Annotated in this window: 13 protein-coding genes; 6 read left to right on the top strand and 7 right to left on the bottom strand. The window is 53.5% G+C overall.

Annotated elements, in window-relative coordinates; translation table 11 throughout:
- Positions 1-192: 192 nt before the first annotated feature.
- Positions 193-2,451: a DNA topoisomerase IV subunit A gene (gene parC, locus OGX67_RS09355; RefSeq protein ID WP_286526366.1), complete on the bottom strand. Its 2,259-nt coding sequence runs from the start codon at positions 2,449-2,451 to the stop codon at positions 193-195.
- 118 nt (positions 2,452-2,569) lie between these two features.
- The gene (locus tag OGX67_RS09350; RefSeq protein WP_003024544.1) at positions 2,570-2,968 is read right to left on the bottom strand and encodes a YgiW/YdeI family stress tolerance OB fold protein; all 399 of its coding nucleotides are present in this window, start codon (positions 2,966-2,968) and stop codon (positions 2,570-2,572) included.
- 150 nt (positions 2,969-3,118) lie between these two features.
- On the opposite strand from OGX67_RS09350, the gene qseB reads away from it, so the two are divergent.
- The 4 genes from qseB to OGX67_RS09330 all read left to right on the top strand — a co-directional run bounded on the left by qseB (position 3,119) and on the right by OGX67_RS09330 (position 6,160).
- Positions 3,119-3,778: a quorum sensing response regulator transcription factor QseB gene (gene qseB, locus OGX67_RS09345; RefSeq protein ID WP_003024547.1), complete on the top strand. Its 660-nt coding sequence runs from the start codon at positions 3,119-3,121 to the stop codon at positions 3,776-3,778.
- On the top strand, positions 3,775-5,124 hold the full coding sequence (gene qseC, locus OGX67_RS09340; RefSeq protein ID WP_204583275.1) for a quorum sensing histidine kinase QseC: 1,350 nt from the start codon (positions 3,775-3,777) through the stop codon (positions 5,122-5,124). Before qseB ends, qseC begins: the two co-directional genes overlap by 4 nt.
- Before the next feature lie 109 nt (positions 5,125-5,233).
- A complete protein-coding gene (locus OGX67_RS09335; RefSeq protein WP_071696292.1) occupies positions 5,234-5,815 on the top strand; it encodes an NAD(P)H-dependent oxidoreductase in 582 nt (193 codons plus the stop codon).
- 30 nt (positions 5,816-5,845) lie between these two features.
- Entirely contained in the window at positions 5,846-6,160 is a 315-nt protein-coding gene (locus tag OGX67_RS09330; RefSeq protein WP_003024557.1) for a putative quinol monooxygenase, read from the top strand.
- 107 nt (positions 6,161-6,267) lie between these two features.
- Here OGX67_RS09330 and parE read toward each other — a convergent pair whose 3' ends face one another.
- Genes parE through nudF form a run of 5 tightly spaced genes read right to left on the bottom strand, consistent with a single transcriptional unit; the run spans position 6,268 to position 10,673 of the window.
- The gene (parE, locus tag OGX67_RS09325; RefSeq protein WP_003024571.1) at positions 6,268-8,160 is read right to left on the bottom strand and encodes a DNA topoisomerase IV subunit B; all 1,893 of its coding nucleotides are present in this window, start codon (positions 8,158-8,160) and stop codon (positions 6,268-6,270) included.
- 28 nt (positions 8,161-8,188) lie between these two features.
- Positions 8,189-8,770, bottom strand: coding sequence for an esterase YqiA (gene yqiA / locus OGX67_RS09320; protein WP_003024575.1), 582 nt, complete (start codon positions 8,768-8,770; stop codon positions 8,189-8,191).
- Positions 8,770-9,597 (bottom strand): 3',5'-cyclic-AMP phosphodiesterase, encoded by an 828-nt coding sequence (gene cpdA, locus OGX67_RS09315; protein WP_003838143.1) that lies wholly within the window; start codon positions 9,595-9,597, stop codon positions 8,770-8,772. Before cpdA ends, yqiA begins: the two co-directional genes overlap by 1 nt.
- Before the next feature lie 24 nt (positions 9,598-9,621).
- Positions 9,622-10,044 carry a DUF1249 family protein gene (locus tag OGX67_RS09310; protein ID WP_003024582.1) on the bottom strand — a complete coding sequence of 141 codons (423 nt, stop codon included), beginning with the start codon at positions 10,042-10,044 and terminating at the stop codon, positions 9,622-9,624.
- Positions 10,041-10,673 (bottom strand): ADP-ribose diphosphatase, encoded by a 633-nt coding sequence (nudF, locus tag OGX67_RS09305; protein ID WP_003024585.1) that lies wholly within the window; start codon positions 10,671-10,673, stop codon positions 10,041-10,043. Before nudF ends, OGX67_RS09310 begins: the two co-directional genes overlap by 4 nt.
- A 199-nt stretch (positions 10,674-10,872) precedes the next feature.
- On the opposite strand from nudF, the gene tolC reads away from it, so the two are divergent.
- Positions 10,873-12,351, top strand: a complete 1,479-nt coding sequence (gene tolC / locus OGX67_RS09300) for an outer membrane channel protein TolC (protein WP_085951568.1) — start codon at positions 10,873-10,875, stop codon at positions 12,349-12,351.
- A gap of 157 nt (positions 12,352-12,508) precedes the next feature.
- The gene (locus OGX67_RS09295) at positions 12,509-13,186 is read left to right on the top strand and encodes a DUF1190 family protein (RefSeq protein ID WP_003024591.1); all 678 of its coding nucleotides are present in this window, start codon (positions 12,509-12,511) and stop codon (positions 13,184-13,186) included.
- Positions 13,187-13,188: the final 2 nt, after the last annotated feature.

Raw genomic sequence — 13,188 nt, 5'->3', positions numbered from 1 at the left:
AACCTCTAAGGCCTAAGAGCCTGGCATTTTACGTCACCTGATTCATCACGCGGTATCAGGTTAGGGCTTTGTTAAGGGCGGCTCTCTGGAAAAGCGTATTGTTAATCGCAACGCACGAATAAACAACGGTTTCACGGGAATTTTTAACGTTGGCTCTCCCTGGGCTTTAACAGGGAGAGCCGGACGGTAGCGTTATTCTTCGCTGTCGCCGTGATTGGCGCGTCGAGGCGAGTCAATCTCAATGCTGTCGATACGCTGCAGACCACGCATTAGCGTGCCGCGACGGCCGCGCTCGCCGGTCACTTTCTGCAACTCTTCGGGACGCAGTTTGATTTTGCGCTTACCGACGTGGATAGTCAGCGTGCTCTGCGGCGGCAGCACGTAAAGTTGCGCCAGACCATCCTCGCCTTTCGCCGCTTCCGCTGAAGGGATATTAATGATCTTGTTCCCTTTGCCTTTCGACAACTGCGGTAAATCGCTCACCGGGAACATCAACATGCGACCAGCCTGAGTAATCGCCAGCAGCATATCGGTTTCATCTTCAATCACCACCGGCTGCATGACGCGCGCATTCTCTGGCAGCGTAATCAATGCCTTACCTGCACGGTTACGTGCTACCAGGTCATTGAAGGTGCAGACAAAACCGTAGCCCGCATCCGATGCCATCAGCAGTTTCTGATCATCGCCCTCCATCAGCATGTGCTCAACCGTCGCGCCCGGCGGCAGAGTGAGCTTCCCGGTCAGCGGTTCACCCTGACCGCGCGCCGACGGCAGCGTAATCGGATCGATGGCATAGCTGCGACCGGTCGAGTCCACGAACACCACCGGCTGATTGCTCTTACCCTTCACTGCCGACTTAAAGCTGTCGCCCGCTTTATAGCTTAATCCCGGCGCATCGATGTCGTGGCCTTTCGCGCTACGCACCCAGCCCCTCTGGGACAACACAATAGTCACCGGCTCAGACGGCAGCATGTCGTGCTCGCTCATCGCCTTCGCTTCTTCGCGCTCCTGCAGCGGAGAACGACGATCGTCGCCATAGGCCTCAGCGTCAGCCTGCAGCTCTTTCTTCAGCAGGTTATTCATTTTACGTTCAGATGCCAGAATGGCCTGCAACTGATCGCGCTCTTTCGCCAGTTCATCCTGCTCGCCGCAGATTTTCATCTCTTCGAGTTTGGCAAGATGGCGCAATTTCAGCTCAAGGATGGCTTCAGCCTGGGTTTCAGAAATACCAAACCGCGACATCAGCTCTGGCTTAGGTTCATCTTCATGACGAATAATTTCGATTACTTCGTCAATATTGAGGAACGCCACCAGCAAGCCTTCAAGAATGTGCAGGCGCTTGAGCACTTTTTCCAGACGATAATTCAGGCGGCGGCGCACGGTATCGCGGCGGAACGCCAGCCATTCGGTGAGGATCTCCAGCAGGTTTTTCACCGCCGGACGACCATCAAGACCGATCATGTTCAGGTTTATGCGGTAACTTTTTTCCAGATCGGTGGTGGCAAACAGGTGGTTCATCACCTGCTCCATATCCACGCGATTGGAGCGCGGGACAATCACCAGACGAGTCGGGTTTTCGTGATCCGATTCGTCGCGCAGGTCGTCTACCATCGGCAGCTTTTTATTGCGCATTTGAGCAGCGATCTGCTCCAGCACTTTTGCCCCGGAAACCTGATGTGGCAGCGCGGAAATCACCACCGCGCCGTCTTCTTTCGTCCATACCGCACGCATACGTACGGAGCCGCGTCCGTTTTCGTAAATCTTACGAATCTCCGCGCGCGAGGTAATGATCTCCGCTTCGGTCGGGTAATCCGGCCCCTGCACGATATCCAGCAACTGATCCAGCGTCGTTTTCGGCTGCTCAATCAGAGTAATCGCTGCTTTTGCCACTTCACGCAGGTTGTGCGGCGGAATGTCCGTTGCCATACCAACGGCAATACCGGTCGTACCGTTGAGCAGAATATTTGGCAGACGCGCAGGCAGCATCTTCGGCTCCTGCATGGTGCCGTCAAAGTTCGGCACCCAGTCCGACGTGCCCTGACCGAGTTCACCCAGCAGGACTTCCGCATATTTAGACAGGCGGGATTCGGTATAACGCATCGCCGCGAAGGATTTCGGATCGTCCGGCGCCCCCCAGTTCCCCTGCCCGTCAACCAACGGATAACGGTAAGAGAACGGCTGCGCCATCAGCACCATCGCTTCATAGCAGGCGCTGTCGCCGTGCGGATGGTATTTACCCAGCACGTCACCGACGGTACGGGCGGATTTTTTAAATTTGGCGCTGGCATTCAGCCCCAGTTCGGACATCGCGTACACGATGCGACGCTGAACGGGTTTCAAACCATCGCCAATAAACGGCAACGCCCTATCCATGATGACGTACATGGAATAGTTCAGATAGGCGTTTTCCGTGAATTCATGCAGCGCCAGGCGCTCTGCCATATCGCTCATTAATCGTGGTTCCTCAACTTTGTACCCCTCTATTGAAGGGCAATATTGCCGCAGATACTACCCTATCTGGCGTGTTGAGTCACAAAGAAAAGGGCCGCGGACGCGGCCCTGATGGGGATTACTTAGCAACTTTGGTAATCTGTTTCACGTCGATTTCAACGGAGTTCCAGTCTTTATCCACTTCACCCTGGATTTCAACCACATCCTGCGGTGTGACGGTTACGCCGTTCCAGCGCTTGTGGTCGATATCCACATTCACCGTGCCGGTCGCATCTTTAAACACATACAGGTCGTCGGAAATACGCTCAACGATGTTCCCGCGCAGGGTAACCCAGGTGTCATCACGCAGTGATTTGGCGCTTTCTACTGTCGTGCTGCTACCGTTCGGGCCGACAAATCCGCCGTTTTGGCTCTGCGTAGTGGTTGTCGTTGGCCCAGAGAAGCCGCCCTGCTGAGCTGCCAGAACAGGTGCGGAACACAGTGCCATTACGGCAACCATTGCAGCTAATTTTTTCATCGTCATGTCTCCCTTTCATGTTGGTTTACGACTATTAAATAAGTTAATCCTTAACAAGTTCTTAAGGCAAAAAAAGATACTTTTTTTACTGTACAGAGACTGTAGCCACAGGTTTACTGACTGCAAATGAGTTATCGCAGGGAAGAACATATGCGTATTTTACTGATCGAAGATGACACGTTGATTGGCGATGGCCTGAAAACAGGTCTGAGTAAAATGGGTTTCAGCATTGACTGGTTTACCGAAGGTCGCCAGGGGAAAGAAGCACTCTACAGCGCACCTTATGATGCGGTAATCCTCGACCTGACACTGCCAGGCATAGACGGACGGGACATTTTGCGCGAATGGCGAGCTAACGGGAAGCAGGAGCCGGTACTGATTCTGACCGCTCGCGACGCGCTGGCGGAACGCGTTGAAGGCCTGCGCCTGGGCGCAGATGACTATCTGTGTAAACCCTTTGCGCTGATCGAAGTTGCTGCCAGACTGGAGGCGCTGGTGCGTCGTGCCAGCGGCCAGGCCAGCAACACATTGCGCCATGGCCAGGTAACGCTCGATCCCGGCGCGTTGGTCGCCACGGCGGCGGGTGAACCTTTGTCACTCAAACCTAAAGAGTTCGCACTGCTGGAACTGTTGATGCGCAACAAAGGTCGCGTCCTGCCCCGCAAACTGATTGAAGAAAAACTGTATACCTGGGACGAAAATGTCTCCAGCAATGCGGTTGAGGTCCACGTTCATCACTTACGCCGTAAGCTCGGCAGCGACTTTATCCGTACCGTGCATGGCATTGGCTACACCCTGGGTGACGCATGAAACTCACACAACGCCTCAGCCTGCGCGTCAGGCTAACGCTTATTTTTCTGATTCTGGCATCAGCCACCTGGGCCGTATCCAGTTTTGTGGCCTGGAGGCAGACTACCGATAATGTCGATGAGCTGTTTGATACCCAGCTGATGCTGTTCGCCAAGCGGCTTAGCACGCTGGATATCAGCGATGTCACCACCTCAAGCAATATGGCCCGCACGCCAAAGAAACTGAAGCATGGCCATATTGATGACGACGCACTGGCGTTTGCCATCTACTCCACCGACGGCAAAATGGTGCTACACGATGGCGATAATGGCCAGGATATTCCCTACAGCTACAGCCGGGAAGGGTTTAGCGACGGCCAACTCAGGGGCGACAGCGATTCCTGGCGCTTCCTGTGGCTGAATTCCGCTGATGGAAAATATCGCATTGTGGTGGGCCAGGAGTGGGAATATCGGGAGGATATGGCGCTGTCGATCCTTACTGCACAATTAACCCCGTGGCTGGTTGCGCTGCCGCTGATGTTGCTGATCCTGGTGGCCATGCTGAGTCGCGAACTCAGGCCGCTAAAAAAACTGGCGCAAGCTCTGCGCTGGCGCGCCCCGGAATCAGAAGAGCCGCTCGACCCGAAAGGTGTGCCAAACGAAGTGCGCCCGCTGGTTGAATCGCTAAATCAGCTGTTTACCCGCATCCACTCAATGATGGTGCGTGAACGCCGCTTCACTTCTGATGCCGCCCATGAGCTGCGCAGTCCGTTGACCGCGCTGAAGGTGCAAACCGAAGTGGTGCAACTGTCAGACGACGACCCGCAAACGCGGGAAAAAGCGCTGGCGCAGCTACATGCGGGAATTGAACGCGCCACCCGACTGGTCGATCAGCTCCTGACGCTTTCGCGCCTCGACTCCCTCGATAATCTTCAGGATGTGGCGGAAATTTCATTGGAGGAGCTACTGCAATCCGCGGTGATGGATATCTACCACCCGGCCCAGCAGGCGCACATTGACGTACGTTTGCAGATTAACGCACACAATATTATGCGCACAGGACAGCCGCTGTTGCTGAGCCTGATGGTACGAAATCTGCTGGATAATGCCATTCGCTACAGTCCGCAGGGGAGCATTGTGGAAGTGACGCTCAACGCCCGCAATTTCAGCGTCAAAGATAATGGTCCAGGCGTTGCGCCGGAGGTACTTACACACATCGGTGAACGTTTTTATCGTCCACCAGGACAAAGCGTGACCGGCAGCGGTCTCGGCCTGTCAATTGTCCGCCGTATCGCAACACTGCATGGAATGTCAGCCTCGTTTGGCAACGCTTCGGAAGGTGGCTTTGAAGCTAAGGTCAGTTGGTAACTGCATTATTATTGCTCAAATAGCAAAAGACTTTGCACATTTTGCTAATTTCACCGCACCGCTGGTGGGGGTAAAATCGTCCTCAAACGTATTTTCTTGAGGACACAAAATGAGCAACATTCTGATTATCAACGGGGCGAAAAAATTTGGCCATTCTAATGGTCAACTGAATGACACCCTGACCGAGGTCGCGGACGGTATCCTGCGCGACCTCGGGCATGATGTTAAAGTCGTACGCGCGGACAGCGATTATGACGTAAAAACAGAAGTGCAGAATTTCGTCTGGGCCGATACGATTATCTGGCAGATGCCTGGCTGGTGGATGGGCGCACCGTGGACCGTGAAAAAATACATCGATGACGTGTTTACCGAAGGTCACGGCACGCTGTACGCCAGCGATGGCCGCACACGTTCAGATGCCTCTAAAAAATATGGCTCCGGCGGGCTGATTCAGGGCAAAAAATACATGCTGTCCCTGACCTGGAACGCACCGATGGAAGCCTTCACTGAAAAAGACCAGTTCTTCCATGGCGTTGGTGTTGATGGCGTCTATCTCCCGTTCCATAAAGCAAACCAGTTCCTGGGAATGGAAGCGCTGCCGACCTTTATCACCAATGACGTGATTAAAATGCCGGACGTCCCGCGTTATATCGCAGAATATCGCAAGCATCTGACCGAAATTTTTGGTTAACTGGTAACCTGGAATTAGAAGGAGTTAACCATGCTTACCGTTATTGCAGAAATCCGTACACGTCCAGGTCAACATCACCGCCAGGCGGTACTGGATCAGTTTGCTAAAATCGTTCCGACCGTACTGAAAGAAGAAGGCTGCCACGGCTATGCGCCGATGGTGGATCATGCCGCAGGTGTGAGTTTTCAGACCACAGCACCAGATTCAATCGTGATGGTTGAGCAGTGGGAAAGCATCGCGCATCTTGAAGCGCATTTGCAGACCCCGCATATGAAAGCCTACAGCGAAGCCGTGAAAGGTGACGTGCTGGACATGAATATTCGTATTCTGGAGTCGGGTATTTAAGGTTGTCGATTTGCCGGGTGACGCTTTGCTATCCGGCATATAATCGCTTCGTCAGATGAGAGCCGGATAAGGCATTTTACGCCCCTCTCCGGCTTTTCTACATGCAATTAGCCTTCAAGATCCGCCAGGTCGCCTTTCTCTTGCAACCAGTTACGACGGTCTTCAGAACGCTTCTTGGCCAGCAGCATATCCATCATTGCGTTGGTACGCTGATCGTCTTCATCATCGATAATGAGCTGCACCAGGCGACGGGTGTTCGGATCCAGCGTGGTTTCACGAAGCTGCATCGGGTTCATTTCACCCAGTCCTTTAAAGCGCTGCACGTTCGGCTTACCTTTCTTGCGCTTTAACTGCTCCAGTACGCCCGCTTTCTCTTCTTCCGTCAGCGCGTAATACACCTCTTTACCGAGGTCGATACGGTATAACGGCGGCAGCGCCACGTACACGTGACCGTGTTTCACCAACGTGCGGAAGTGCTTCACAAACAGTGCGCACAGCAGCGTGGCGATGTGCAGACCATCGGAGTCCGCATCCGCCAGGATACAGATCTTACCGTAACGCAACTGGCTCAGATCGTCGCTGTCCGGATCGATGCCGATCGCCACCGAAATATCGTGCACTTCCTGCGAAGCCAGAACTTCATCGGAAGAGACTTCCCAGGTATTAAGGATCTTACCTTTGAGCGGCATGATCGCCTGATATTCACGATCGCGCGCCTGTTTGGCGGAACCGCCTGCGGAGTCACCTTCGACGAGAAACAATTCGGTGCGATTAAGATCCTGCGCGGTACAGTCCGCCAGTTTACCCGGCAGCGCCGGACCACTGGTCAGCTTTTTACGCACCACTTTTTTCGCCGCGCGCAGACGACGCTGGGCGCTGGAAATCGCCATCTCAGCCAGCAGTTCGGCGGACTGTACGTTCTGGTTCAGCCACAGGCTGAAGGCATCTTTCACCACGCCAGAAACAAACGCCGCACACTGACGCGAAGAGAGGCGTTCTTTGGTTTGTCCGGCAAACTGCGGATCCTGCATTTTTACCGACAGCACGTAAGCACAGCGATCCCAGATATCTTCCGCCGACAGCTTCACGCCACGCGGCAAAATATTGCGGTATTCGCAGAACTCGCGCATCGCATCCAGCAGACCCTGACGCAGACCGTTGACGTGCGTCCCGCCCTGCATAGTTGGGATCAGGTTCACATAGCTTTCGGTCAGCAGCTCACCGCCTTCCGGCAGCCAGAGCAGCGCCCAGTCCACTGTCTCCGTCTCACCGCTGAAATTACCGATAAACGGTTTTTCCGGCAGAGTCGGTAGGCCATTCACCGCTTCGCTCAGATAGTCATTCAGACCATCCTGGTAGCACCAGCGCTGTTCGCTGTTGTTGACCTCATCCTTGAAGGTGATCTCAACGCCCGGGCACAGTACCGCTTTGGCTTTCAGTACGTGCGTTAAGCGCGAAACAGAAAAACGCGGGCTGTCAAAGAAGCTTTCATCCGGCCAGAAGTGCACGCTGGTTCCGGTATTGCGTTTGCCGCAGGTACCGACAACCTGTAAATCCTGCACTTTATCGCCATTCTCAAACGCGATGTTGTATACCTGCCCATCGCGGCGTACGTTCACTTCCACACGTTTGGACAGGGCGTTAACAACGGAGATCCCCACACCGTGCAGACCACCGGAGAACTGGTAGTTCTTGTTGGAGAACTTGCCGCCCGCGTGCAGACGACAGAGGATCAGCTCAACCGCCGGAACGCCCTCTTCAGGGTGAATGTCTACTGGCATGCCGCGTCCGTCATCAATGACTTCCAGAGACTGGTCGGCATGTAAGATCACGTCCACGCGTTTCGCGTGGCCCGCCAGTGCTTCATCCACACTGTTATCAATCACTTCCTGTCCAAGATGGTTCGGACGGGTCGTATCGGTGTACATCCCAGGGCGACGGCGTACCGGCTCAAGCCCAGTGAGTACCTCAATGGCATCAGCGTTATAAGTTTGCGTCATGGTTTAAATAAGCAATTCGAATTGATCGTCAGAAACTGTGCAGTCCAAGGAAATCGACAATCGGGTTGAAATAATCTTCGAAGCCCGTGAATGCGTGGTTTCCGCCCTCAATAACTGTCTGACGGCAGGAGGCGTAATACGCCACCGCCTGGCGGTAGTCCAACACTTCATCGCCCGTTTGTTGGAGCAGCCAGATCAAATCCGGCGCTTCCAGCGGGTCAATCTGCATGACTTTAAGATCGTAAATATGGCGTGACTCTAGCACATATTGCTGCCCCGTGTAGGGGTTCTCGTTTTGACCGAGATAGTCGACCAGCAGTTCATAAGGCCGTACAGCAGGGTTCACCACCACTGCCGGCAGCATAAAACATTGCGACAGCCAGGTGGCGTAATAACCACCTAATGAGGAACCGACAATCCCCAACGACTCTCCGCCATGTTCAAGAATGATCGATTCCAGCATCTCTGCGGCCTGGGCCGGATACGGCGGCAACTGCGGTACGATCATCTCAACGTGCGGATGGTGCTCCGCCAACCAGTTTTTCAGCAAACACGCCTTCGCCGAACGAGGAGAGCTATTAAATCCGTGAAGATAGAGAAGCGTAGACATCAGTAGCCTTCTGAAGCGGTATCAGGGTGGAACCGATTACCCTGCAGACGACGTACCTGAGTCTGCAACGTCCCGTCAGCAAAAAGCTCCAGCGTCCGCCAGCCGGGGCTGATGGTATCCAATGTGAAGTTGGAACAGTGCGGCTTAAACTGCACGCAGGTCGACGGCGTCGCCAGCAGACGGCGTCCGTTCCAGTCCAGATCCAGTTCCTGATGAATATGCCCGCACAGCAGATACTTCACGCGTGGATAGTTCACCAGCACGTTATCCAGCTCAGCGGCATTGCGCAGGCTATGCTGATCGAGCCAGCTACAGCCCGCAGGCAGAGGATGATGATGCAGAAGCAGCAAGGTATTACGCTCTGGTGCATCAGCAAGTTTACGCTCCAGCCATTCGAGCTGGAATTCACTTAATTCACCGTGGGGAACGCCGAACACCTGGCTGTCGAGCAGCAAAATTTGCCACTGTTCGCCGATGAAAACACGCTTGGCAGGGGAAATTCCCGCATCCTGCAGCGCGCTGTACATTGCCGGCTGAAAATCGTGATTGCCCGGTAGCCAAACGCAGGGCGCACGAAAGCTTGCGATGCCCTCAGCAAAATGCTGATAGGCCGCAGCGGATTGATCCTGCGCCAAATCACCCGTCGCGACGATCAGATCGTACTCAGGCGACTCTGCATGTATGGCATCCAGTACGGATTGATAACTGTCCCAGGTATTCACACCCAGCAGCGTTTCATGCTTTTCGGCAAACAGGTGAGTGTCTGTAATTTGTAAGATCCTGACTCTGGCCTCACCAGCCAAAGGAAGGGTTAACAGGCTTTCCAAATGGTGTCCTTAGGTTTCACGACGCTAATAAACCGGAATCGCCATCGCTCCATGTGCTAAACAGTACCGTAGCCAGTCGGCCAGAAACTGATTAATTTGATGCTTTTCGTCGCGTTGATGCAACTTTTTATTTGGATAATCATACCGCGCTTTGAAGCGAAAGATCTGCTGACTTGAACACACTTCAGCCACCCTCGCGTCATGATACAGGCGCACGGTCAATGACGGCAGGCTCCAGTATGTGACGGCCGGCGCCGTTTGTTCGATCGCGACAAGCGTAGTGTATCGGGTCGATTCAACGATCGTTAACCGATATTGTGCGTTTGCTACCTGATAGCTCACTGTTTCACCGGCTGCATCATTACGTGGCAGCAGGCGGCGCAATTGCGAATAGTTGGTTTCGCACAGGCGCATCATTTCAGGGAAGTCAGGTGTGTAACGCTTCATTTTTTCCACTCAGTTTTTAACTCTTGATAGTGCAGCTGTAACCATTGCAAGGCGATGACAGAAGCCGCGTTGTCGATTTTCCCCTCTTCTACCCATTGATAAGCCTGCTCCCGGCTCACCACATGAACACGAATATCTTCGTTTTCATCAGCCAGACCATGAATTCCGCTCGCGGTCGTAGCGTCCACTTCGCCAACTAAAATAGACAGGCGCTCACTGGTGCCGCCAGGGCTTGCCAGATAGCTCAGAACGGGTTTCGTACGTTTAACGTCCAGTCCGGCTTCTTCCATCGCTTCACGACGGGCCACATCTTCAACGGTTTCGCCCTCTTCGATCATTCCGGCTACCATTTCCAGTAGCCACGGGCTTTCGCTGGTATCAAACGCCGCGATACGGATCTGCTCGACCAGTACAACTTCGTCCCGCTCAGGGTCAAAGGGTAGCAAGACTGCCGCGTGTCCGCGCTCAAAAATTTCGCGCTTTACCTCACCGCTCATACCACCGTTAAACAAGCGATGGCGGAACCGATAAAGATCCAGTGAAAAAAAACCGCGGTATAGCGTTTCTCGTGCAATAATTTCTACATCATTTTTAGTGAAAGTCATTGGCAAGTTGTCTGGTTTACGCATTGTGCTGTCCTGAAACCAATAGTGATTAAAATGTGAATTTCAAGGTCGTTTGACTGATGTTTGAACGCCCTTGTGTTAAATTGATGCAAATTAACGCCGTATGGCACGTAACGCCAACTTTTTGCAGTGGCGGATTCTGCTAGAATCAGCAAATATTTTTACAATTTGATCAGCGCTAAATACTGCTTCACAACAAGGAATGCAAATGAAGAAATTGCTCCCCATCCTTATCGGCCTGAGCCTGTCGGGGTTCAGTACTTTGAGCCAGGCAGAAAACCTGATGCAGGTTTATCAGCAAGCACGCCTGAGCAACCCGGAATTGCGTAAATCCGCCGCCGATCGCGATGCTGCATTCGAAAAAATTAACGAAGCGCGTAGTCCATTACTGCCGCAACTGGGTTTAGGTGCCGATTACACCTACAGCAATGGCTACCGTGATGCAAACGGCGTCAACTCCAACGCCACCAGCGCGTCATTACAATTGACTCAGACGCTGTTCGACATGTCTAAATGGCGTGCCCTGACGCTGCAAGAAAAATCAGCGGGCATCCAGGACGTAACGTATCAGACCGATCAGCAAACGCTGATCCTGAATACCGCTACGGCCTATTTTAACGTACTGAACGCGATTGATGTGCTGTCTTACACCCAGGCACAGAAAGATGCGGTTTATCGTCAGTTAGATCAGACCACTCAGCGTTTTAACGTTGGTCTGGTCGCCATCACTGACGTGCAGAACGCCCGTTCACAATACGACACCGTGCTGGCGAACGAAGTGACCGCGCGTAACAATCTGGATAACGCGGTAGAACAGCTGCGTCAGGTGACCGGTAACTATTACCCGGAACTGGCTTCGCTGAACGTTGATGGTTTTAAAACCAACAAACCGCAGGCGGTGAATGCGCTACTGAAAGAAGCGGAAAACCGCAACCTGACTTTATTGCAGGCGCGTTTAAGCCAGGATCTGGCGCGTGAGCAGATTCGTCAGGCACAGGATGGTCACTTACCAACGCTAGATTTAACCGCCTCTACCGGGGTATCTGACACCTCGTACAGCGGATCTAAAACCAACAGCTCCCAGTATGACGACAGCAACATGGGCCAGAACAAAATCGGTCTGAGCTTCTCGCTGCCGCTGTACCAGGGCGGGATGGTTAACTCGCAGGTGAAACAAGCGCAGTACAACTTTGTTGGCGCGAGTGAACAACTGGAAAGCGCACACCGCAGCGTGGTGCAGACCGTTCGTTCTTCATTCAACAACATTAATGCTTCTATTAGTAGCATTAACGCGTACAAACAAGCGGTTGTCTCTGCTCAAAGCTCATTGGATGCGATGGAAGCCGGTTATTCCGTAGGTACACGTACCATTGTGGATGTGTTGGATGCCACCACCACGCTGTACAACGCCAAACAACAATTGGCTAATGCGCGTTATACCTATCTTATCAATCAGTTAAACGTCAAATCTGCGCTCGGTACGCTGAACGAGCAGGATTTGGTGGCACTGAACAATACGCTGGGTAAACCTGTATCCACAACGCCGGATACCGTGGCACCGCAAAATCCACAACAAGATGCCGCCGTGAATGACTTTAACGGCACTGGCAATTTGCCTGCGGCTCAGCCGACAGCAGCACGTTCAACCAGCAGCAACGGCAACAACCCGTTCCGTAACTGATGCTGATGACGGGGCTTCGGCCCCGTCTGAACGTAAGACAACGTAAAGATCCGCCCCTTCCTGCGCATTCTCGCCTCTTCCCGCTTCAATTTCGACCAGTCATCCTCTATCCTGAGCATTATTTACTGTGTTTACCACTGGGTCCTGGAAGACAAAAATGAAACGGACAAAATCTATACATCACGCCTCGTTCCGCAAAAGCTGGAGCGCGCGCCATCTGACTCCTGTCGCCCTGGCAGTTACCGCAGTGTTTATGCTCGCGGGCTGTGAAAAGAGTGACGAAACGGTTTCGCTTTATCAAAACGCTGACGACTGCTCTGCAGCGAATCCAGGTAAAAGCGCCGAATGTACTACCGCGTTTAACAATGCGCTGAAAGAAGCTGAACGTACCGCGCCAAAATACGCCACTCGTGAAGACTGTATCGCTGAATTCGGCGAAGGCCAGTGCCAGCAGGCTCCTGCGCAAGCAGGTATGGCGCCGACCGGTGAAGGTCAGGCTCAGGCGCAGAATCAAAGCAGCGGCAGCTTCTGGATGCCACTGATGGCAGGCTACATGATGGGCCGACTGATGGGTGGCGGAATGGGCGCTCAGCAACCGCTGTTTAGCTCGAAAAACCCGGCCAGCCCGGCTTACGGCAAATACACAGATGCCAGCGGTAAAAACTACGGCGCAGCAACGCCGGGTCGCACCATGACCGTACCGAAAACCGCTATGGCACCGAAACCAGCCACCACCTCTACCGTAACCCGCGGCGGATTTGGTGAGTCTGTGGCCAAACAGAGCACCATGCAGCGTAGCGCAAGCGGCACCACCACACGTTCAATGGGTGGCTGATC

The sequence above is a fragment of the Citrobacter sp. Cf118 genome (assembly GCF_030334095.1).
Lineage (GTDB): Bacteria > Pseudomonadota > Gammaproteobacteria > Enterobacterales > Enterobacteriaceae > Citrobacter > Citrobacter freundii.
The sequence above is the reverse complement of the archived record's forward strand: the minus strand, read 5'-3'. Positions and strand labels throughout refer to the sequence as shown.